Annotated in this window: 23 protein-coding genes; 6 read left to right on the forward strand and 17 right to left on the reverse strand. The window is 66.7% G+C overall.

The features are described 5' to 3' along the window. Window positions 1-82: 82 nt before the first annotated feature. On the forward strand, window positions 83-1,051 hold the full coding sequence (locus Sj15T_RS10420) for a cell wall hydrolase (protein WP_013040960.1): 969 nt from the start codon (window positions 83-85) through the stop codon (window positions 1,049-1,051). Window positions 1,052-1,440: 389 nt separating this feature from the next. Continuing rightward, complete coding sequence (locus Sj15T_RS10425) at window positions 1,441-1,569, forward strand: entericidin A/B family lipoprotein (RefSeq protein WP_025160740.1); 129 nt, start codon at window positions 1,441-1,443, stop codon at window positions 1,567-1,569. A gap of 40 nt (window positions 1,570-1,609) precedes the next feature. Here Sj15T_RS10425 and tatC read toward each other — a convergent pair whose 3' ends face one another. The 9 genes from tatC to Sj15T_RS10470 form a co-directional block, all read right to left on the reverse strand. After that, window positions 1,610-2,395 carry a twin-arginine translocase subunit TatC gene (tatC, locus tag Sj15T_RS10430; protein ID WP_013040961.1) on the reverse strand — a complete coding sequence of 262 codons (786 nt, stop codon included), beginning with the start codon at window positions 2,393-2,395 and terminating at the stop codon, window positions 1,610-1,612. Next, the gene (gene tatB / locus Sj15T_RS10435; RefSeq protein WP_013040962.1) at window positions 2,392-2,838 is read right to left on the reverse strand and encodes a Sec-independent protein translocase protein TatB; all 447 of its coding nucleotides are present in this window, start codon (window positions 2,836-2,838) and stop codon (window positions 2,392-2,394) included. Before tatB ends, tatC begins: the two co-directional genes overlap by 4 nt. A gap of 29 nt (window positions 2,839-2,867) precedes the next feature. Further along, on the reverse strand, window positions 2,868-3,098 hold the full coding sequence (locus Sj15T_RS10440; RefSeq protein WP_007685564.1) for a twin-arginine translocase TatA/TatE family subunit: 231 nt from the start codon (window positions 3,096-3,098) through the stop codon (window positions 2,868-2,870). A 29-nt stretch (window positions 3,099-3,127) separates the two neighbouring features. Beyond that, complete coding sequence (gene scpB / locus Sj15T_RS10445; RefSeq protein WP_013040963.1) at window positions 3,128-3,721, reverse strand: SMC-Scp complex subunit ScpB; 594 nt, start codon at window positions 3,719-3,721, stop codon at window positions 3,128-3,130. Continuing rightward, the gene (locus tag Sj15T_RS10450; RefSeq protein WP_007685561.1) at window positions 3,718-4,500 is read right to left on the reverse strand and encodes a ScpA family protein; all 783 of its coding nucleotides are present in this window, start codon (window positions 4,498-4,500) and stop codon (window positions 3,718-3,720) included. Before Sj15T_RS10450 ends, scpB begins: the two co-directional genes overlap by 4 nt. Window positions 4,501-4,537: 37 nt before the next feature. Then, on the reverse strand, window positions 4,538-5,551 hold the full coding sequence (gene nagZ / locus Sj15T_RS10455) for a beta-N-acetylhexosaminidase (RefSeq protein ID WP_013040964.1): 1,014 nt from the start codon (window positions 5,549-5,551) through the stop codon (window positions 4,538-4,540). A 257-nt stretch (window positions 5,552-5,808) separates the two neighbouring features. Then, window positions 5,809-6,525, reverse strand: coding sequence for an SPOR domain-containing protein (locus Sj15T_RS10460; RefSeq protein ID WP_013040965.1), 717 nt, complete (start codon window positions 6,523-6,525; stop codon window positions 5,809-5,811). Between the two features lie 19 nt (window positions 6,526-6,544). After that, window positions 6,545-8,272 carry an arginine--tRNA ligase gene (gene argS / locus Sj15T_RS10465; protein ID WP_013040966.1) on the reverse strand — a complete coding sequence of 576 codons (1,728 nt, stop codon included), beginning with the start codon at window positions 8,270-8,272 and terminating at the stop codon, window positions 6,545-6,547. A gap of 115 nt (window positions 8,273-8,387) precedes the next feature. After that, window positions 8,388-8,996, reverse strand: coding sequence for a hypothetical protein (locus Sj15T_RS10470; protein WP_025161076.1), 609 nt, complete (start codon window positions 8,994-8,996; stop codon window positions 8,388-8,390). Window positions 8,997-9,150: 154 nt separating this feature from the next. Here Sj15T_RS10470 and ispH point away from each other — a divergent pair, with 154 nt between their 5' ends. Genes ispH through rnhA form a run of 3 tightly spaced genes read left to right on the forward strand, consistent with a single transcriptional unit; the run spans window position 9,151 to window position 11,538 of the window. After that, entirely contained in the window at window positions 9,151-10,098 is a 948-nt protein-coding gene (gene ispH / locus Sj15T_RS10475; RefSeq protein ID WP_013040968.1) for a 4-hydroxy-3-methylbut-2-enyl diphosphate reductase, read from the forward strand. 4 nt (window positions 10,099-10,102) lie between these two features. Continuing rightward, entirely contained in the window at window positions 10,103-11,095 is a 993-nt protein-coding gene (thrB, locus tag Sj15T_RS10480) for a homoserine kinase (protein ID WP_007685547.1), read from the forward strand. Further along, window positions 11,092-11,538, forward strand: coding sequence for a ribonuclease HI (rnhA, locus tag Sj15T_RS10485; RefSeq protein ID WP_007685546.1), 447 nt, complete (start codon window positions 11,092-11,094; stop codon window positions 11,536-11,538). The genes thrB and rnhA overlap by 4 nt, the downstream gene beginning before the upstream one ends. 12 nt (window positions 11,539-11,550) lie before the next feature. Here the strand turns inward: rnhA and Sj15T_RS10490 are convergent, their stop codons facing one another. Further along, the gene (locus Sj15T_RS10490) at window positions 11,551-12,063 is read right to left on the reverse strand and encodes a CAP domain-containing protein (RefSeq protein WP_007685545.1); all 513 of its coding nucleotides are present in this window, start codon (window positions 12,061-12,063) and stop codon (window positions 11,551-11,553) included. Window positions 12,064-12,184: 121 nt separating this feature from the next. On the opposite strand from Sj15T_RS10490, the gene hemW reads away from it, so the two are divergent. Further along, on the forward strand, window positions 12,185-13,360 hold the full coding sequence (gene hemW / locus Sj15T_RS10495; protein WP_013040970.1) for a radical SAM family heme chaperone HemW: 1,176 nt from the start codon (window positions 12,185-12,187) through the stop codon (window positions 13,358-13,360). A 68-nt stretch (window positions 13,361-13,428) separates the two neighbouring features. Here the strand turns inward: hemW and Sj15T_RS10500 are convergent, their stop codons facing one another. The 7 genes from Sj15T_RS10500 to leuC all read right to left on the reverse strand — a co-directional run bounded on the left by Sj15T_RS10500 (window position 13,429) and on the right by leuC (window position 18,859). After that, window positions 13,429-14,934 carry a M56 family metallopeptidase gene (locus tag Sj15T_RS10500; protein ID WP_013040971.1) on the reverse strand — a complete coding sequence of 502 codons (1,506 nt, stop codon included), beginning with the start codon at window positions 14,932-14,934 and terminating at the stop codon, window positions 13,429-13,431. Beyond that, window positions 14,931-15,308 carry a BlaI/MecI/CopY family transcriptional regulator gene (locus Sj15T_RS10505; protein WP_007685539.1) on the reverse strand — a complete coding sequence of 126 codons (378 nt, stop codon included), beginning with the start codon at window positions 15,306-15,308 and terminating at the stop codon, window positions 14,931-14,933. Before Sj15T_RS10505 ends, Sj15T_RS10500 begins: the two co-directional genes overlap by 4 nt. Window positions 15,309-15,676: 368 nt before the next feature. After that, on the reverse strand, window positions 15,677-16,009 hold the full coding sequence (gene grxD / locus Sj15T_RS10510; protein ID WP_007685536.1) for a Grx4 family monothiol glutaredoxin: 333 nt from the start codon (window positions 16,007-16,009) through the stop codon (window positions 15,677-15,679). 55 nt (window positions 16,010-16,064) lie between these two features. After that, the gene (locus Sj15T_RS10515) at window positions 16,065-16,298 is read right to left on the reverse strand and encodes a BolA family transcriptional regulator (protein WP_013040973.1); all 234 of its coding nucleotides are present in this window, start codon (window positions 16,296-16,298) and stop codon (window positions 16,065-16,067) included. Between the two features lie 19 nt (window positions 16,299-16,317). Beyond that, window positions 16,318-16,641: a DUF1476 domain-containing protein gene (locus Sj15T_RS10520; protein ID WP_007685532.1), complete on the reverse strand. Its 324-nt coding sequence runs from the start codon at window positions 16,639-16,641 to the stop codon at window positions 16,318-16,320. A 60-nt stretch (window positions 16,642-16,701) separates the two neighbouring features. Then, window positions 16,702-17,295 (reverse strand): 3-isopropylmalate dehydratase small subunit, encoded by a 594-nt coding sequence (gene leuD, locus Sj15T_RS10525; protein ID WP_007685530.1) that lies wholly within the window; start codon window positions 17,293-17,295, stop codon window positions 16,702-16,704. 109 nt (window positions 17,296-17,404) lie between these two features. Beyond that, window positions 17,405-18,859: a 3-isopropylmalate dehydratase large subunit gene (gene leuC, locus Sj15T_RS10530; protein ID WP_013040974.1), complete on the reverse strand. Its 1,455-nt coding sequence runs from the start codon at window positions 18,857-18,859 to the stop codon at window positions 17,405-17,407. Between the last annotated feature and the right edge of the window lie 69 nt (window positions 18,860-18,928).

An 18,928-nucleotide genomic window follows, 5' to 3' on the forward strand; every position in this document is an offset into this window, starting at 1 on the left:
GCCTTGCCCGCCGTCTCAAGGCGGGACAGGCCGGATTCCGCAGGGGAACCGGCAAGGCTTTTCCCCTATGAGGAGCGGCAACATGGGGATTTTCGGCGCAAATGGGGCTTTTAAGGGCCAGCGGGCGGGAGCGAGGCACGGCGCCGTCGCGGCGTTGGCGCTGATCGCGCTCGCCGCGCCGCGCCTGATCACGGCGGCGCCGCTCGACATGCTGGCCGCCGCCCAGGCGCAGGATGACCCCGCCGAGAAGCCGGGCGAGAATTTCCCCGGATCGGCCTTTTTCTTCGCGCAGGGCGCCTTCGATCCAGCGCCCGGCGCCGCGACGCTGCAAAGCGAGCATGTGCTGGGACTCGACGCCGTGGAGGCCGCCCCCGCCATGGCCTTCCGCGGCCTGACCGCGCTGGACAGCTATCGGGCGCTCAACTGCCTGACGTCCGCCATCTATTATGAGGCGGGGAACGAGCCGGAGGACGGCCAGCGCGCCGTCGCGCAGGTGGTGCTGAACCGCGTCCGCAACCCCGCCTGGCCCAGGAGCGTCTGCGGCGTCATCTACCAGGGGTCTGAACGCACCGACTATCGCTGCCAGTTCACCTTCAGTTGCGACGGCGCCATGGCGCGCATGGCGAGCGCGGAAGGATGGGCGCGCGCCCGCCGCATCGCCGCCCAGGCGCTGTCCGGCTTGGTCTACCGGCCCGTGGGCCTCGCCACCTATTACCATACGCTGGCGGTGCGGCCGGAATGGGCCGGGGCGATGCGGCCGGTGGCGGTGATCGGTGCGCATATCTTCTACCGTCCAGCCGGGGCAGGCGGCACGGCCGCCGCTTTCCGCATGGCCTATTCGGGGCGGGAAACGCAGTCGGGGCCTGCCCGGTCGGCATGGCCCGCGAAGCCCCCCATGTTCGATCCGGTCGTGGCGACGTCCATTATCGCGCCGCCCTCCGCGGCTCTGCCCCTTGCCGGAACCGCCGGCGCTCCGCCCGCCGACGCGCCGGGTCTTCCCCAGTCGGCGGTCCGCCCCGAATATCGCAACAGCGGTCGCCCGCTGATCTGACGAGCCGTTTTTTTTCGGGAAAATGCCGAATTTTTTACGGTTTCCGCCTCATAAATCATTCAACTCACTGAAAATAAACGAAATATATTTCTGATCATTTTTTCGGGCATGGGGAACCTAATCCTTCCTTCGGCAGTTCTGCACTGCGGATAGCAAATCTTTTGCCCCCCGCTCTTGCTATCCAAAAAAACATGAGCCCGGAACGCATCTCCCCCCCCCGACGCGTTCCGGGCTCAGAATTTTTTGGGCTATCCCACGGAAATCCAGGATATTTTCGCTCTCGGAACGCTTTTCCGGGCGGCGGGTTGTTCCCTGGTCGCCGGCATGAGGTTCGGTTGAGGCATCCTGCCAAGGGATGCGGGACACAGGCTCTGAAAAAGGAGACGATGATGACCAGGAAGATATTAGCCGCCCTTCTGCTGACAGGTTCGCTGATGGTCGCGGCCTGCAACACGGTCGAGGGCGCGGGCAAGGACGTGCAGAGCGCCGGCCAGGCGGTCGAGAACGCCGCCGACTGATCCGAATGGAAAAGGCTCGCTTCCCTGCGAGCCTTTTTCTTCACCCCGCGGCGTCCGCCGCTTCGCTGGTGGCCAGATCCTTCGACTGCTTCCGGTCGGTAAACCAGATGGCGACGATGGTGATTTCATAAAGCGCGAGCAGCGGGATCGCGAGCATGAGCTGCGACACCACGTCCGGCGGCGTCAGCATCGCCGCCAGCACGAAGGCGGCCACGATCATGTAGCGGCGCAGGCCGATCAGCTGCGCCCGGCTCACGAAACCCGCGCGATTGAGCAGCATCAGCAGCACCGGCATCAGGAAACTGATGCCAAAGGCCAGGATGAACTGCATCACCAGCCCCAGATAGCTGTCCGCGCTCGGCAGCGCCTCCACCTGCAATCCGCTGCTGTTCCCCTGGAATTCCAGGAAGAAGTGGAAGGCCGTCGGCATCACCACGAAATAGGCGAGCGACGCGCCCATGGCGAAGAGGAAGGGCGTGGCGATCAGGAAGGGCAGCAGCGCCTTCTTTTCCTTCGCGTAAAGCCCCGGCGCGACAAAGGCCCATAGCTGGTTCGCGATGATCGGGAAGGACAGGCAGAAAGCACCGAAGACCGCGATCTTCACCTGAACGAAAAAGGCTTCATAGAGCTTGGTGTAGACCAGCCGCCCGCCGGCATCGCCAAAGGCTTCCTTGAGCGGATGGACCAGGATCGCGAACAACTGTTCGGAAAAATAGAAGCAGATCGCGCCCGTGATGAACAGCGCATAGACGCATTTGAGCAGCCGTCCGCGCAACTCGATCAGATGGTCGAGCAAAGGCGCCTTGCTGTCGTCGATGTCCTTCATGCCGCAGCGCCGCCCTTCCGCGCGGGTTCCTGCGCGACATAGGGCGGCCCTTCCGCGGCAGGCCGAGCGATAGAGGGCGGCCCCTCGCCTGCCGGCTCCGGTTCCGCGATGAAGGGCGCCTCCCCGGCTGCCTCCCCGGCTGCCGACGCGGCGGCGGGGGCAGGCAATGCGACGGCTTCGCCGACGCTTTCAGCCGCGACGGTTTCCGGGGGATGCTCCTCCATGATCCGCTTGTTCTGCGCGGCCCATTTCTTCTCCAGCTCCTCCAGCTCGACCTCGCGCACCATCGCGTCGATGCCGGTGCGGAAATGGCGCGCCATGCCCTGCGCCTTGCCCACGATCTGCCCGATCTTGTAGAGCGCGCGGGGCAAATCCTTCGGGCCGATGACGATCACCGCGATGATGACGATCACCAGAAGTTCAGACGAATCGATGCCAAACATGCGTGCCTACCGCCCCGGCCGAAGGAAAATCAGGCCTTGGTCTTTTCTTCCGTCGCGGTGGGCGCGTCCTGTTCGGGCACGCGATGGCCCTCTATGCGCGTGGCGGGCTTGGTGGGGACGTCGTCGTCCTCCATGCCCTTCTTGAAGCTCTTGATGCCCTTGGCTACGTCACCCATCAGCCCGGAAATGCGGCCGCCGCCGAACAGCAGCATGACCACCAGGAGAACGATGACCCAGTGCATCAGCGAAAAGGAACCCATTTTAACTTTCTCCTGAAACTCAGCCTTATCTAGGCGTCTTCCTCGTCATTTTCCACAACGGATTGGGCGCCCAGACCCTCAAGCGCCAAATCGACCGGATCGAGCAGGCCGGCAGCCCGCAGATCGTCGATACCCGGCAGGTCGCGGCGGCTGCCAAGGCCGAAATGGGACAGAAATTCCACCGTGGTGGCGTAGATCAACGGCCTTCCCGGCACCTCCCGGCGCCCGGCGGGCCTGATCCAGCCCGCCTCCATCAGCACGTCCAGCGTGCCTTTCGCCACCTGGACGCCGCGAATGGCCTCTATCTCCGCGCGGCTGACGGGTTCGTGATAGGCAATGATCGCCAGCGTCTCCATGGCGGCGCGGGACAGCTTGCGCGTCTCGTCCTTTTCCCGGCGAAGGATATGGGAAAGGTCGCCCGCCGTCTGGAAATGCCAGCGCCCGCCCCGCTCGACCAGATTGACGCCGCGCCCCGCATAATGGGCGCTCAATGCCGCAAGCGCGGCAGCCAGGTCACCCGCCTCCCCCACGTGGAGCTTCAATTCCCCCGGCGTCAGCGGCTGTTCCGACACGAACAGCACCGCCTCCACCGCGCGAAGGAAATCATCCTGTTCCTCGATCACAATAGGCGCCCCGCAGTCGTTTCGGGCACCGCGGCGCGCAGGAATATGGGTTCGAAAATCCCGTCCTGCTGGATTTCCAGCCGTCCCTGCCGCGCCAGTTCCAGCGCGGCGACGAAACTGCTGGCCAGCGCCGACCGTGCCATCGGCCCATCCTGCCCGCTCGGCAGGAAGGCTTCAAGCGCGGTCCAGTCGATCGCCGCCCCCACCAGCGCGCCGACGCGCTGGATCGCCTCGTCCAGGGTCATGACCGGCCGCACCGCGACCATGTGCACCACCGGCTGAGTCCGTGCGCGGACCTGGCCGTAGGACTGGATGAGGTCGAACAGGCCGGCCGCCCATTTCGCCTTGCGGACGAGCCGCAACCCCTCGGGCTTTTCGCGGACGAACACGTCGCGGCCGATGCGGTCGCGCGCCATCAGCCGGGCGCCCGCCTCCCGCATCGCCTGAAGCCGCTGGAGCCGCAATTGCAGCCGCAGCGCCAGTTCCTCCGGGCTGGGTTCGGGCTGCGCCTCCCTGGGCAGCAGCAGCGAGGATTTGAGATAGGCCAGCCACGCCGCCATCACCAGATAGTCGGCCGCCAGTTCCAGCTTCAGTTTCCGCGCGCCCTCGATATAGGCGAGATATTGTTCGACCAGCGCAAGGATGGAGATTTCGCGCAGGTCGACCTTCTGCGTCCGCGCCAGCGCCAGCAACAGGTCGAGCGGCCCCTCCCAGCTTTCGAAGCTGACGGTCAGCATGTCGGGCCGGGACGCAGCGGGAGGAGTGAAGAAATCCTCCATCGCTAAAGCGGCGCCTTCCGGCAATCGGCGCGCCCCCTCATGCCGGCGCCATCGCCAGCAGGGCGTCGCGGGTGGCGATCAGTTCCTCCAGCGGCGGGCCGTCCGGCAGGGTGCGCCTCGACGCCATCGCCCGGTCCAGCCGTGCCTTCGCCGCCGCCCCGATGTCCGGCAGAAGGCCGGCAATGCCGGCCATGTCGTCCATCCGTCCCCAGCAGTTGAGCGCCAGGTCGCAACCCGCCGCGACCGTCGCCGCCGCCAGTTCGGGGATGCTGCCCTTGAGCGCCTTCATGTCGAGGTCGTCGGACATCAGCAGCCCGTCGAAACCGATCCGACCGCGAATGATCGTCTCGATCACGGAAGGGGATAGGCTGGCCGGCAGGTCGGGATCCCAGGCGGTATAGACGACATGCGCGGTCATCCCCATGGGCACGTCCTTCAACGCCTGGAACGGCGCGAGGTCGATCGCCAGCGCATCCTCGTCGGCGGTGACGATGGGCAGTTCGTGATGGCTGTCGACCATCGCCCGGCCATGGCCCGGCATATGCTTGACGATGCCGACCACGCCGCCGTCGGCCAGCCCTTCGATCACGGCCCGCCCCAAGGCCGCGACCCGCATCGGCTCCGCGCCCAGCGTCCGGTCTCCCATGATGTCGCTCGCCCCTTCCTGCCGCACGTCCAGCAGCGGAAGCGCGTCCACGGTGATGCCGACTTCCGCCAATGTCGCGGCAATGGCCCGCGCATTGGCGCGGGCGGCCGCGATGGCGCTGGACGGGGCGATTTCATAGAGCCGGTCGAACGCCGCGCCGGGGGGAAAGCTGGGCCAGACAGGCGCCTGCATCCGCGCCACCCGGCCGCCTTCCTGGTCGATCATGATGAGCAGATCGCCGCGGCCATGCAAGGCGCGCAGATCGTCGGTCAGGGCGCGAAGCTGCGCCCGATCCACGATATTGCGCCGGAAGAGGATGTAACCCGCCGGATCGGCGTCCGCGAAGAAGGCGCGTTCGTCGGAAGTCAGGGTCTCGCCGGAAAGGCCGAAGATAACGGGTTTCATGCGGGGCGATGGTAGCGGCTGAAAGAGGCCCTGTCGAAGGGGTTATTCCGGCATTGACGGGATTTGCGGGATTTTGGCCAAGGGACGCAAAGGGGTAGAGAGCGGACGTTCCCCATTTCGTCACCCCGGGCTTGACCCGGGGTCCCGCTTTCCTTCTGGGTCCGCGCCCAGCCCAAGGCAGCGGGACCCCGGATCAAGTCCGGGGTGACGGGAAACTAATGACCGCAATCGGCCATCTCAGGCCAAATCCCTTCCCCTTAATTCACTACCATGCAGCTTTCGCCCGCGACCTTGAGCTTGCCGCATAGCGTGCTGGCCTGCCCGCCGGCCGCGGCGCGCAGGCGATAGACGGTGCTGCCGCCCACCTCGGCCTGCTCGATCGACATCGGCAACGGCTCCAGATAGGTGAAGCGCTTGGACAGCCGCTTCCACGCATCCTTGGCGAAAGCCTGGTTGCCATAGGCGCCGAGCTGGATCATGCCGCCGCCCGCAGGCCGCGCAGCCGCCGTCGCCGGCCTGGCGCTGGTCTCGTCCGCCACTCGCGCCGTGACGCTCTGCGACGGCTTGCCCTTTACGGCGGGGCGCGCATTGTCCGCCGTCCCGGTCGGCGTGATCGGCGCCTCCGGCACGCGGGTCGGATCGATTCGCCCGTCGCGCGCCACGCCCTCGCTCGCGGCATAGCTGGCGTCGCCCTCGCCATCGAACTTCCTGGCGTCGGCTTCCTGGGCCGGAATCTTATAGTCGCCGGCAGGCGCGGCGATCAGCTTGCCCTCGCCCCCGGCGCCGCCCGTCCGGTTCTGGATCAGCCAGACCCCGGCGACGACCGCCCCGATCAGCACCAGGCCAAAGAGGATGAAGCCCAGCAGCCGCAACGGCGACAACCCCGGCTCCTCCTCATCCTCGATGGCGGGTTCCAGCCAGGGCAGACGTTCCTCGTCGTCCAGGTCCAGCCTTCCCCGCGCATAATCGCCCATCTCGATCAAACTCCGCCGGTCATTGCATCTCTGTCAGGGCCGCAACGCCCATCAGCGCCAACCCGTTGCGGATGATCTGCCCGATTCCACGGCTCAAGAAAAGCCGCGCAGAGGTGGTGGCCGGATCGTCCGTCAGTATGACCCGCGCCCGCGGGTTGTCGTTGCCCAGATTCCACCAGCCATGGAAGGCCGAGGCCAAGTCGTTGAGATAAAAGGCAATACGATGCGGTTCGCGGGCCAGGGCAGCCCCCTCCACCACGCGGGGGAACTGCGCGGCCAGCTTCACCAGCCCCAATTCCTCCGTCCCAAGGCGGGACAGGTCGGGCGCGGGCAGGTCCATCCCCGCCTCCTCCGCCCGGCGTCCGAGCGAGCTAATCCGCGCATGGGCATATTGCACGTAGAAGACGGGATTGTCCTTCGACGCCTCCACCACCTTGGCGAAGTCGAAATCCATCTGCGCATCGGCCTTGCGCGTCAGCATGGTGAAGCGGACCACATCCTTGCCGACTTCGCGCACCACATCGGCCAAAGTCACGAAATTGCCGGCGCGCTTGGACATCTTCACCGGCTCGCCGTCGCGCAGCAGGCGGACCATCTGGATCAGCTTGACGTCGAAGCGCGCCTTGCCCTCCGTCAGCGCGGCGACGGCGGCCTGGATGCGCTTCACCGTGCCGCCATGGTCGGCGCCCCAGATGTCTATCAACTGGTCGGCCGTCTGCGCCTTCTGGTAATGATAGGCCATGTCGGCGCCGAAATAGGTCCAGCTTCCGTTGGACTTCCTGATCGGCCGGTCCTGATCGTCGCCGAACCTGGTCGAGCGGAACAGCGGCAGCTCGACCGGCTCCCAATCCTCCGGCGTCTCGCCCTTGGGCGCTTCCAGCACGCCGTCATAGACCAGGTCATGCTCGCGCAGCCATTTTTCGGCCGCTTCGGGCTTGCCTGCCGCCTGCAACTCGGCCTCGGAAGAGAATATGTCGTGATGGATGCCCAGCAGCGCCAGGTCGCTGCGGATCATCTCCATCATCGCGGCGACCGCCTTTGTGCGGAAGAGGACCAGCCATTCGCCCTCCGGCGCGCCCACATATCTGTCGCCATATTCGGCGGCCAGCGCCTGCCCCACCGGCACCAGATAATCGCCGGGATAGAGGCCTTCGGGAATCTCTCCCACCGTCTCGCCCAATGCCTCGCGATAGCGGACATGCGCAGACCGGGCGAGCACGTCCACCTGCCCGCCCGCGTCGTTGATATAATATTCGCGGATCACCTTGTGCCCGACATGCTCCAGCAGCGTGGCGAGCGCGTCGCCCACCACCGCGCCCCGGCAATGACCCATATGCATGGGTCCGGTCGGGTTGGCGGAGACATATTCGACGTTCACCGTCACGCCCGCGCCTGTCGAGGAGCGGCCATAATCCTCCGCCTCGACATGGATGGCGGCCAGTTCGGCGCGCCAGGTGGCGTCGGTCAGCCTGAGGTTGATGAAGCCGGGTCCGGCGATGGACGCGCCCTCCACCTCGTCCAGCCTCTCCAGGCCCGCGGCGATCTTCTCCGCCAGCGCGCGCGGATTGCTGCCGGCGGGCTTGGCCAGCACCATGGCGGCGTTGGTGGCCAGGTCGCCATGGCTGGCATCGCGCGGCGGCTCGACCGTCACCGGCTTGCGGTTGAGGCCGGCGGGCAGCGTGCCGTCGGCCTCCAGCGCGTCGAGCACGGCGTCGAGATGGGCGGTGAAGCGGTTGTAAAGAGACACTGGGGCGAACTTTCTAACAGGACCCGTTCAACCTGAGCCTGTCGAAGGGCCGCCCTTTTTCTTCAAGAAACAAGGGCTTCGACAAGCTCGGCCCGAACGGGGGAATGAACTGAGCTTAGCGGGTCGCGTTGTAACGGAACTGATCCTGGGTCAGGTTGAAACCCACGAGCAGCTCGAAGCTGGTTCGCTGCAAGGCCGCCTTGACGTCCGGCTGCGCGAAGGGGTCGATCGCCGCGTCGGCATCCCCCGCCTTGCGCTTCTCGGTGATCTTGCGCTGGATGTCGGCCGGCAGCGTCGCGGCGGCCCGGTTCACATAGGAGCCCGCCTTGGCGGTCGTGGTGGCGCGATATTGCCCGGCCGGGAAGTCGAGAACCACCTGGCCCACGCGCTTGGCGACGACCGCGTTGCCGCCCCGCACCACGGCGGAATAATAAGGCAGCGTCACCTGCCGCGCCGCGCCCGCGTCGCTGCGGCGGGCGTTCACGGTGAAGGTCGCCTCCGTGTAAAGCTGGTCCCCTTCCGAACAGGTCGAACGCAGATTGGTGATTTCCGCCACCACGTCGATCGCGCGGGCATCCGTGCTGCCCGCCGGGTTGAACAGGGTGATGTCGCCGGTCTGCGCCGGGATCGCCGCGACGGGACAGGCCGATCGCACGGCCACGATGCCGCCCGTGGGATCGATTTCGCCCCGCTGGGAACAGCCCGCAAGGGCCATGGCGATCATTCCGGTCAACGCAAATCGAGAAAAGGTCACAGGCAATCCCTTGGGAACAGGCGTTGGGCTTCTTATCCATAGCCCGTCCACCACGCAACTCAAACTGCACAGGGCCGCAAGGAAGCGGCTTTCCTCCAGGGCCACATTGGCCTAAGCGGCAGGGATGACCGCCCTTCCGCCCATGAAGCTGCTGATCGCCGCCCCGCGCGGCTTTTGCGCCGGTGTCGACCGCGCCATCGTAATCGTCGAAAGGGCGATCGAGAAATATGGCGCGCCGGTCTATGTCCGGCATGAGATCGTCCACAACAAATATGTGGTCGACGGGCTGAAGGCGAAGGGCGCGATCTTCGTGGAGGAACTGGACCAGGTTCCCGACGGCGTGCCCGTGGTCTTTTCCGCCCATGGCGTGCCCAAGACGGTGCCGGCCCAGGCGGAGCAGCGCGGGCTCGACTATCTGGACGCCACCTGCCCGCTGGTCAGCAAGGTTCACCGCCAGGCCGAACGGCAGGTGGAGGCGGGACGCCATATCCTCTTCATCGGGCACCGGGGCCATCCGGAGGTGATCGGCACCTTCGGCCAAGTCGAGCCGGGCTACATGACCCTTATCGAAACGGTGGAGGATGCGGAGGCCTTCACCCCTGCCGATCCCGACAATCTCGCCTTCCTGACGCAGACGACGCTGTCGGTCGACGACACCGCCGCCATCGTCGCCGCGCTCCAGCGCCGCTTCCCGGCCATCCAAGCGCCCAAAGGGGAGGACATCTGCTACGCCACCTCCAACCGGCAGGCGGCGGTGAAGGCCATCGCCGCCCGATGCGACGCCGTCTATGTGATCGGCGCGCCCAACAGCTCCAATTCGCTGCGGCTGGTCGAGGTGGCGGAGCGCGAAGGCACGCCGGCCCGCCTGATCCAGCGGGCTGACGAGATCGACTTCGCCTGGCTGGAGGGCGTCGGCACGCTGGGCCTCACAGCCGGGGCATCCGCCCCCGAAGTGCTGGTGCGCGAGGTGGTGGGCCGGATCGGCGAGCGATTCCGCGTGGCCGAGGAACAGGTCGAAACCGCCCGCGAAAGCATTGCCTTCAAGCTCCCCCGCGGACTGGAGGCGGCGTAGCTCCATGGCCGTCTATACCCAGGTTCCCGCCGAAGAGATCGACGCTTTCCTCACCCGCTACGACGCCGGACGCCTCGTTTCCGCCAAAGGCATCGCGGAGGGGGTGGAGAACAGCAACTACCTGCTCGAAACCACCGGCCATGACGGCGCCTTGGGTTCCGGGGGAGGCCACCGCTATATCCTGACCCTCTATGAAAAGCGGGTGGACGAGGCGGACCTGCCCTTCTTCATGGACCTGCTCGACCATCTGGGCGCGCGCGGCTGCCTGGTCCCGCGCTTCATCGCGGATCGGGAGGGGAAGCGGCTTCAGCAGCTCGCCGGCCGCCCCGCCTGCCTGATCGAATTCCTGACCGGCATCTCCGTGACCGAGCCGACCGTGGGCCAGGCCCGCGCAGCGGGCGCCGCGCTGGGCGAGATGCATCGCGCGGCGGAGGGCTTCACCGGCGAGCGGCGCAATGCCCTCGACCTGCCCGGCTGGCATGAACTGGCGGCGAAATGCGGCGAGGATTTCGACCGGATCGCCCCCGGCCTGGGTGCGCGGGTGGCGGACGAACTGGCCTTCCTCGACGCGCATTGGCCCGCCGACCTGCCCCGGTCGGTGATCCATGCCGATCTCTTCCCCGACAATGTGCTGATGCTGGGCGATGAAGTGACGGGCCTCATCGACTTCTATTTCAGTTGCACCGACATCCGCGCCTACGACCTGGCCGTCACGCACAGCGCCTGGTCGTTCAGCCATGACGGCGCGACCTGCCATGGGGATCGGGCGGCGGCGCTCTGCGCCGGCTATCGGGAAACGCATGGGCTGACCGAAGCGGAACGCGCCGCCTTTCCCGTCCTCTGCCGGGGCGCGGCGCTCCGCTTCCTGCTGACCCGCGCCTATGACTGGATCAACACGCCCGCCGACGCGCTGGTGACGCGCAAGGATCCGCTCGCCTATCTGCGCCGCCTGGAATTCTACGCCAGCGCCGATCCGGCCGTGCTGCTCGGCGCATGAGCGACCTTCCGCAGGTCGAAATCTTCACCGACGGCGCGTGCAAGGGCAATCCCGGCCCCGGCGGCTGGGGCGCGGTGCTGCGCTTCGGAGAGAAGGAGAAGGAAATCTCCGGCGGGGAAGCGCAGACGACCAACAACCGCATGGAGATGATGGCGGCCGTGCAGGCGCTGGAGACGTTGAAGCGCCCCTGCCGGGTGACGCTCCATACCGACAGCAAATATGTGATGGACGGCATCACGAAATGGGTCTTCGGCTGGCAGAAGAATGGCTGGAAGACCGCCGACAGGAAGCCGGTGAAGAATGCGGAACTCTGGCAGGAGCTGGTCAGGGCCGCGGCGCGCCACAAGGTGACGTGGCAGTGGGTGAAGGGCCATGCCGGCCACCCCGAAAATGAGCGGGCCGACCAACTCGCCTGCGCGGCGGCGGAGCAATTTCGGAAATAGGCCGCCGTCCCGTCAGGATTGGGCGCCATCCTCCCCATCCAGCGGATTGCGGCCGAAGACATTGCCCGCCGGATAATAGCGGCAGACGAGATAATCGTAGCTCTGTCCTTCCGCGAGGGCGCAGCCGACCTTGCGGGTGCCGCGCCAGATGATCTGGGTGTAATGGCCGACATCCTCCCATCGGCCGGTGACGCTGAGGTCGGGCAGCTTGCCGCTCCGCCGGAACAGCCGCTTCTCATCGAGGAAGGAGCCGACCATCACCTCATAATCGTACAGGCCACGCGATCCCATCCACAGATTCTCGCCGCTGGGAACGGCGCGGCTGGCGCGGGCGGAATGGCGGAAGATGTTGGTCTGCGCCATCTGCCGCGCATAGCGGGCCGCATCGGCGGCCAGGGCGCTGTCCCAGGCCAATGGCGAAAGCCCCAGCGATTCCCGCTCCTCATTGTGCATGCCCAGCACGACGTCGCGCATCAGCCCCTCGTCCCGGTCCGCTTCCTCAAGGCCGTAATAGGAAGCGGGCATGGCGGGCGGCAACGGCCTCGCCCCCGGCGACGGCTCCGCGCCGCCCTGCCCCGCCGCTGCCGCCAATATCCCCAGCAGCGCTAGCCGCGCAGGCCAAAGCCGTTTAAGAACGCCCCCACTCATGTCTCCCGACCCCTTTATCCCCGCTGCCGCGCCCGATGAACCCCTGGCCTTATATGTGCATTGGCCATTTTGCGTTTCCAAATGTCCTTATTGCGATTTTAACAGCCATGTCCGGGCGGAGATCGACAACGACGCCTGGCGCGCGGCGCTGCTGAGCGACCTTGCCCATGAAGCGGCGCTGAGCGGCGGCCGGCCGCTCTCCTCGATCTTCTTCGGCGGGGGCACGCCGTCGCTGATGCCGCCCGACATCGTGGAGGCGCTGATCGACGCGGCCACGCGCCGCTGGCGGCCGACAAACGACATCGAGATCACGCTGGAGGCCAATCCCAGTTCGGTGGAGGCCGCCCGCTTCGCGGACCTGGCGGCGGCCGGGGTGAACCGGGTATCGCTGGGCCTTCAGGCGCTGGAGGATGAGGCGCTGCATTTCCTCGGCCGCGCCCATGACGTGCGGGAGGGGTTGGCGGCGCTGGACGTGGCGCAATCAGCGTTCGGCCGGGTGAATTTCGACCTGATCTATGCCCGCCCCGACCAGAGCCTGACGGATTGGGAAAGCGAACTGGCGCGGGGGCTGTCCTTCGGCACCGGCCATCTCTCCCTCTACCAGCTCACCATCGAACCGGGCACCCGCTTCGCGACGCTGGCGGCGCAGGGCAGGCTGAAGCCGGCCGATCCGGACCATGCCGCCGATCTCTATGAAGCCACGCAGGCGATGACCGCGGCCGCCGGCCTGCCCGCCTATGAGATCAGCAACCACGCCCGGCCGGGGCAGGAAAGCCGGCATAACCTCACCTACTGGCGCTATGGCGACTATGTCGGCGTAGGCCCCGGCGCGCATGGCCGCCGCGATGGGCTGGCGACGCTGCGGCACAGGAAGCCGGAAAACTGGATGAACGCCGTGGCGCGCAATGGCCATGGCCTGCAAGGCGAGGAGCCGCTCGACGGGCGCGACCGGGCCAGGGAAGCGCTGTTGATGGGGCTGCGGCTTGCCGAGGGCGTGGAGTTGGAGAGGATCGCACGGCTGTCGAGCCTGCCGGTGGAGGATTTGGTCGATGCGGAGGCGGTAGCGCGGCTGGCCGGCCATGGCCTGGTGCGGCAGGAAGGTCGGGGGCTTTGCGTCGAGCCTGCCGGGATGCTGCTGCTCGACGCCATCCTGCCGGAGATCGTGGCGGTCTGAACCATGGGCGCGGCAGCCGCGCCAAAGCCGTCATGGGGCAGGTGGCGGCGCGCCTTGGGCCTGGCCCGTCAATCCTCTCCGTCCATATGCGCGATCTCCCGGTCCAGATCGCGCAACACCTCGGCCCGGACCTTGTCCGACATCCGGGCGGCCGCGGCGATCTGGGCGCGGGCCGCGATCAATCCGGCGCGGGCGGCGCGATGGGCCTGCGCCTCGATCTCCTCCTGGCAGATGCGGACGCGGATATGGCGGCGGCCATCGGCGTCCACCGTCTCCCGCTGGCTCACGCCCTTGCCGTTCTCGCAGCCATTGGCGACATCGACATGCGGCACCATGCGGCGGATTTCCGCTTCGTTCGGCACGGCGTGGGACAGGGCGCGGTCGCCCCGGTCGCGCAGGCCTGCGGGCGGCGCCGGGGGAACCGGCGGGACAGGCGGGACCATGTCGGCCACGGGCGCCGGAGGAGCAGGCGGCGCGGGAGGCGCCGGGGGCAGGGCGGCCATCTCCCCGGCGTCCTTCGGATCGGACGGGGAGGGCGACGGAACGGCGACTTCCGGCGCTTCGGGCAGCGCGATCTCGCTGGCGGAGGCGGGCTGCGCGACCAGATCGGCCAGCCTGCCGAAGTTCATCGAATCCACCTTGTCGGTGATCGCGGCGACCTGCTGCGCCGCCCGGCTGCCGGACGCGGTCAGCGCCAGGCCGGATGCCGTCACCAGGGCGACGGCCGCCATGCCCCAACTGATGCGGCGCAGCGACATTTCATGGGCAGACAGCATTTTCAGCCTCCCTTTGAGCGCGGTTATGCGATTGAGATGACAGGCGCCGGCAAACTGGCGGCCACCGGCGGCCTTCAGGATGGCCCGGCCATAGACATGCGCCTGATCCCGGCCGTGGAGCGACAAGACCCGCGCATCGCAGGCCTGCTCCTGATCCGCCCGATAGGCGCGATAGGCGATCCAGGCGACCGGATTGCACCAGTGCAGGCCCAGCAGCAGCAGCGCGACCATATTGGCGGCCAGGTCGCCGCCCTGATGATGGGCGCGCTCATGGGCGATCGCCATGGCCTGTTCCTGCGGGTCGAAGCGCAGCGCGAAGTCGACGGGCAGGACGATGACGGGGCGGAACACCCCGAAGGCGAGCGGTCCGCCCGCCTTCGGGCTGCTGACGATGCGTATCCGGCCCTCTTCGCCGATCGGCGTCGCGCCCTTCAGGATGAAGCGGCGGAAGCGGACATAGCCGATCGCCTGCACCGCCAGGAAAAGGACGACACCCAGAAGCCAGAGCGAGGCCGCGATCTCCAGCCAGGGAATGCTCCATTCCGACCGGACCGGGAGCCCCGCCGGCGCCGCATCCAGCAAGCGGGGCAGGCCCGCCTGGTCGACCGCCCGCTGCAGAGGCGAGGGGCTGGCGACATCCCGCGGCAGGGCGGGCAACGCCATGCGGGCGAGCGGCAGCAGCCACAGCCAATAGGCCGCCCCCGCCCCCAGCCAGCGCGCCACCGGACGCCGCAGCAGCATGACCAGCGCCATCAGCAGGGTCGTCGCGATCAGCGTTTCGGCGATCCACACGCTCATGATCTCAACCCCTTCAGGATTTCCTCAAGTTCGGCGATGTCCTCCGCCGTCAACTGGTCCTGGCTGGCGAGCTGGGCCACCAGAGGCGACACCCGCCCGCCGAACAGCCGGTTCACCAGGCGCCCCGACTCGCTGGCAACATACTCCTCCCGCGCGACGAGCGGGCGATATAAAAAGCGGCGGCCGTCCTGGTCGGCGGCGATGACATCCTTGGCCATCAGCCGGGACAGCAGCGTCTTGACGGTCTGGACGCTCCAGTCGCGCCCGGCGGCGACCCGGTCCGCCACATCGGCGGCGGTCTGCGGCGCGCGCTCCCACAGCGCCTCCATCACCACCAGTTCCGCCTCGCTGATCTTCTCGCCCACGACCATCATCCGCACCAGAATCGACTACACACGTAATCGCATTAATTACATCTGTAGTCAAGCTTGCGGTCACGGACCGTCGGCCGGGTTTACAGCCTGGCGATCGGCTCCGGCGGCGTTAACCTTTCCGCGACGCCGATAGGGCTGATTCCCGATGGCTGGCACGGGCTTTGCGTTGCCTTTGCCATACCCATCGTTTGACTGCCCGGGAGGATGCGGCGCCAGTCTCCGCCGCATCCTCCTACCCGGTCTTCCTTAAGTCGAGCGAGCGCCAAACCAGACCGGCGACGCAAAAGGGCGGCCTCAATGACAGGAGGACATGAAAAAGGCGGCCCGGATGACCCGGACCGCCTGCCACATTCGTTTCGTCCAGCCGTTCAGTTGGCTGCGGCGACGCCCTGGTCGGCCATCAACTGCTGCAATTCGCCGGCCTCGTACATCTCCATCATGATGTCGCTGCCGCCGACGAATTCGCCCTTCACATAAAGCTGGGGAATGGTCGGCCAGTCGGAAAAGGCCTTGATCCCCTGACGGATCGCCTGATCCTGCAAGACGTCCACGCTGTCATAGGCGACGCCCAGATGCTCCAGGATCGCGATGGCGCGGCTGGAAAAGCCGCATTGCGGAAAGAGCGGCGTGCCCTTCATGAAAAGCACGACGTCATTGCCGTTCACGATGTCGGCGATCCGCTGCTGCACGGCGTCGGTCATTATCTGGTCCATTCCTGTCAGGCGCCAAAACGGCGCGGGCTTTGTCCAATGGCGGTTAATTGGGGACGGCGGTTGTCAGTTGCAAGGCGTGGAGCACCCCGCCCATGCGCCCGTCCAGCGCGGCATAGACCGCCCGCTGCTGCGCCACGCGGCTCATGCCCCGGAAGCTTTCCGCCACGACGCGCGCCGCATAATGGTCGCCGTCGCCGGCAAGGTCGGTGATCTCGACCTGCGCGTCGGGGATCGCGGCGCGGATCATGTCCGCTATTTCTTCGGCAGCCATCGGCATGGCGGAACGGTCCTGACGCTTATTGGGCTTCGATGAACATGCGGCGGGCGATGACCTGCTGCTCGTCCAGCGCGGCGCGGACGCCTGCTTCGTCGATGTCGATTCCGGCCTGGGTCATGTCGCCCATCAGCTTGCGGATGACATCCTCGTCGCCTGCTTCCTCGAAATCGGCCTGCACGACCGCCTTGGCATAGGCGTCCGTTTCTTCGGGCGTCAGGCCCATCTTCGCCGCCGCCCATTCGCCGAGCAGCCGGTTGCGCCGCGCCTGGATGCGGAACTGCATCTCCTGGTCGTGCGCGAACATGTTTTCAAAGGCCTTTTCGCGGTCGTCGAAAGTGGTCATGCCTGTGCCCCGTAAAAGGTGGAACGGATCGTCCGATCCGAAATAGGAAGATCGCGACGCTTACGCAACGGCGGGCGCCAGCCAGGGACGCGCGCCGGCGTCCTTCGCCTCGAACGCGCCGATCGCGTCCGCCTGCCCCAGCGTCAGTCCGATCTCGTCCAGACCGCCGAGCAGGCAATGCTTGCGGAAGGGATCGATCTCGAACTGGAAGCGGTCCTGGAACCGGGTCGTGACCGTCTGATGCTCCAGATCGACATGGATCGGGTCCGTCCGGGCGACCTCCATCAGCCGGTCGATGGCCTCCTGCGGCAGGACCACGGTCAATATGCCGTTCTTGAAGGCGTTGCCGGAGAATATGTCGGAAAAGCTGGGCGCGATCACCACCTTGATGCCCAGGTCGGCCAGCGCCCAGGCGGCATGCTCGCGGCTGGACCCGCAGCCGAAATTGTCGCCCGCGATCAGGATCGGGCTGCCCGCATATTCCGGATCGTCGAAGACATTGCCCGGCTCCTTGCGCAGCACTTCGAACGCGCCCCGGCCCAGGCCGGCGCGGCTGATGGTCTTGAGCCAATGCGCCGGGATGACGATGTCGGTGTCGACATTCTTCATCCCGAACGGATAGGCGCGGCCTTCGACGATATTCAGCTTGTCCATCAATGCGCCTGCTTGCTCTCCGGGCGCGGCGTGTCTTCCGCGCGCCCCAGGGTCGCCGCCATGGCGGCACTTGCCAGCGCGCCCAGCGCCAGCAGCCAGAATACCTTTTTCATGCGACCGCCTCTCCCCTTTTTTCACCCATCAATTCGCGCACGTCGGTCAGATGTCCGGTGATGGCGGCCGCCGCCGCCATGACGGGCGAGACGAGGTGCGTCCGCGACCCCGGCCCCTGCCGACCCATGAAATTGCGGTTGCTGGTGGAAGCGCAGCGCTCGCCCGCAGGCACCTTGTCCGGGTTCATGCCCAGGCAGGCGGAACAGCCCGGCTCGCGCCATTCGAAACCGGCCTCCACGAAGATGCGGTCCAGCCCTTCGGCTTCCGCCTGGCGCTTGACCAGCCCGGAACCGGGCACGACCATGGCATGCTTGATGCCGCTGGCGATATGGCGGCCCTTGAGCAGGGCGGCGGCGGCGCGCAGATCCTCTATCCGGCTGTTGGTGCAACTGCCGATGAAGACATGTTCGATGACCACATCCTCCATCCGCTGCCCGGCGGAAAGCCCCATATAGTCGAGCGACTTCTGCGCGGCCGCCCGCTTGGAGGCATCCGCGAAGCTCTCCGGATCGGGCACCGCACCCGTCACCGGCACGACATCCTCCGGGCTGGTGCCCCATGTGACGTTCGGCACGATGTCGGCGGCGTCGATGACCACGCTCTTGTCGAACACCGCGCCTTCGTCCGTCGCCAGCGTCTTCCAATAGGTGACGGCCGCCTCCCATTCCGCGCCCTTGGGGGCCATGGGGCGGCCTTCCAGATAGGCGAAGGTCTTTTCGTCGGGCGCGAACAGGCCGGATCGCGCGCCCGCCTCGATCGACATGTTGGCGACGGTCAGGCGACCCTCGATCGACATGTCGCGGAAGACGGAACCGCGATATTCCATGACATAGCCGGTGCCGCCCGCCGTGCCGATGCGGCCGCAGATCGCGAGCGCGACATCCTTGGCCGTGACGCCGAAACCCAGCTCGCCCTCGACCACGACTTCCATCGTCTTGGACTGCTTCAGAAGCAGCGTCTGGGTGGCGAGGACATGCTCGACCTCCGACGTGCCGATGCCGAAGGCCAGCGCGCCCAGCGCGCCGTGCGAACTGGTATGGCTGTCGCCGCAGACCAAAGTCGTGCCCGGCAGGGTGAAGCCCTGTTCCGGCCCCACGACATGGACGATGCCCTGTTCCGGGTCCGCGTCCCCGATCAGGCGGACGCCGAATTCCGGCGCGTTCCGTTCCAGCGCCGCAAGCTGCTGCGCGCTTTCCGGATCGGCGATGGGAATGCGGTTGCCCGCCGCGTCGCGGCGCGCCGTGGTCGGCAGGTTATGATCGGGCACCGCCAGCGTCAGATCGGGACGACGCACCTTGCGGCCCGCAAGGCGCAGTCCTTCGAACGCCTGGGGACTCGTCACCTCATGCACGAGATGGCGATCGATATAGATCAGGCAGGTGCCATCGGGACGGCGTTCGACGACATGCGCGTCCCAAATCTTCTCATAGAGCGTGCGAGGCTTGACCATAATGATTTCCCCCTAGACCCAGACAGGACAGGGGAAAAGGGGAAAAGCGGCCAAATTTCCGCTTTTCGC

This window comes from Sphingobium sp. TA15, from assembly GCF_037101235.1.
Lineage (GTDB): Bacteria > Pseudomonadota > Alphaproteobacteria > Sphingomonadales > Sphingomonadaceae > Sphingobium > Sphingobium indicum.

Bases quoted from the DNA above. Each gene is read 5' to 3' on its own strand.
- Sj15T_RS10420 (WP_013040960.1), top strand. From the start codon at position 83: ATGGGGATTTTCGGCGCAAATGGGGCTTTTAAGGGCCAGCGGGCGGGA.
- Sj15T_RS10425 (WP_025160740.1), top strand. From the start codon at position 1,441: ATGACCAGGAAGATATTAGCCGCCCTTCTGCTGACAGGTTCGCTGATG.
- tatC (WP_013040961.1), bottom strand. From the start codon at position 2,395: ATGAAGGACATCGACGACAGCAAGGCGCCTTTGCTCGACCATCTGATC.
- tatB (WP_013040962.1), bottom strand. From the start codon at position 2,838: ATGTTTGGCATCGATTCGTCTGAACTTCTGGTGATCGTCATCATCGCG.
- Sj15T_RS10440 (WP_007685564.1), bottom strand. From the start codon at position 3,098: ATGGGTTCCTTTTCGCTGATGCACTGGGTCATCGTTCTCCTGGTGGTC.
- Sj15T_RS10450 (WP_007685561.1), bottom strand. From the start codon at position 4,500: ATGGAGGATTTCTTCACTCCTCCCGCTGCGTCCCGGCCCGACATGCTG.
- nagZ (WP_013040964.1), bottom strand. From the start codon at position 5,551: ATGAAACCCGTTATCTTCGGCCTTTCCGGCGAGACCCTGACTTCCGAC.
- Sj15T_RS10460 (WP_013040965.1), bottom strand. From the start codon at position 6,525: ATGGGCGATTATGCGCGGGGAAGGCTGGACCTGGACGACGAGGAACGT.
- Sj15T_RS10470 (WP_025161076.1), bottom strand. From the start codon at position 8,996: ATGATCGCCATGGCCCTTGCGGGCTGTTCCCAGCGGGGCGAAATCGAT.
- ispH (WP_013040968.1), top strand. From the start codon at position 9,151: ATGACCGCCCTTCCGCCCATGAAGCTGCTGATCGCCGCCCCGCGCGGC.
- thrB (WP_007685547.1), top strand. From the start codon at position 10,103: ATGGCCGTCTATACCCAGGTTCCCGCCGAAGAGATCGACGCTTTCCTC.
- rnhA (WP_007685546.1), top strand. From the start codon at position 11,092: ATGAGCGACCTTCCGCAGGTCGAAATCTTCACCGACGGCGCGTGCAAG.
- Sj15T_RS10490 (WP_007685545.1), bottom strand. From the start codon at position 12,063: ATGCCCGCTTCCTATTACGGCCTTGAGGAAGCGGACCGGGACGAGGGG.
- hemW (WP_013040970.1), top strand. From the start codon at position 12,185: ATGTCTCCCGACCCCTTTATCCCCGCTGCCGCGCCCGATGAACCCCTG.
- Sj15T_RS10500 (WP_013040971.1), bottom strand. From the start codon at position 14,934: ATGAGCGTGTGGATCGCCGAAACGCTGATCGCGACGACCCTGCTGATG.
- Sj15T_RS10505 (WP_007685539.1), bottom strand. From the start codon at position 15,308: ATGATGGTCGTGGGCGAGAAGATCAGCGAGGCGGAACTGGTGGTGATG.
- grxD (WP_007685536.1), bottom strand. From the start codon at position 16,009: ATGACCGACGCCGTGCAGCAGCGGATCGCCGACATCGTGAACGGCAAT.
- Sj15T_RS10515 (WP_013040973.1), bottom strand. From the start codon at position 16,298: ATGCCGATGGCTGCCGAAGAAATAGCGGACATGATCCGCGCCGCGATC.
- Sj15T_RS10520 (WP_007685532.1), bottom strand. From the start codon at position 16,641: ATGACCACTTTCGACGACCGCGAAAAGGCCTTTGAAAACATGTTCGCG.
- leuD (WP_007685530.1), bottom strand. From the start codon at position 17,295: ATGGACAAGCTGAATATCGTCGAAGGCCGCGCCTATCCGTTCGGGATG.
- leuC (WP_013040974.1), bottom strand. From the start codon at position 18,859: ATGGTCAAGCCTCGCACGCTCTATGAGAAGATTTGGGACGCGCATGTC.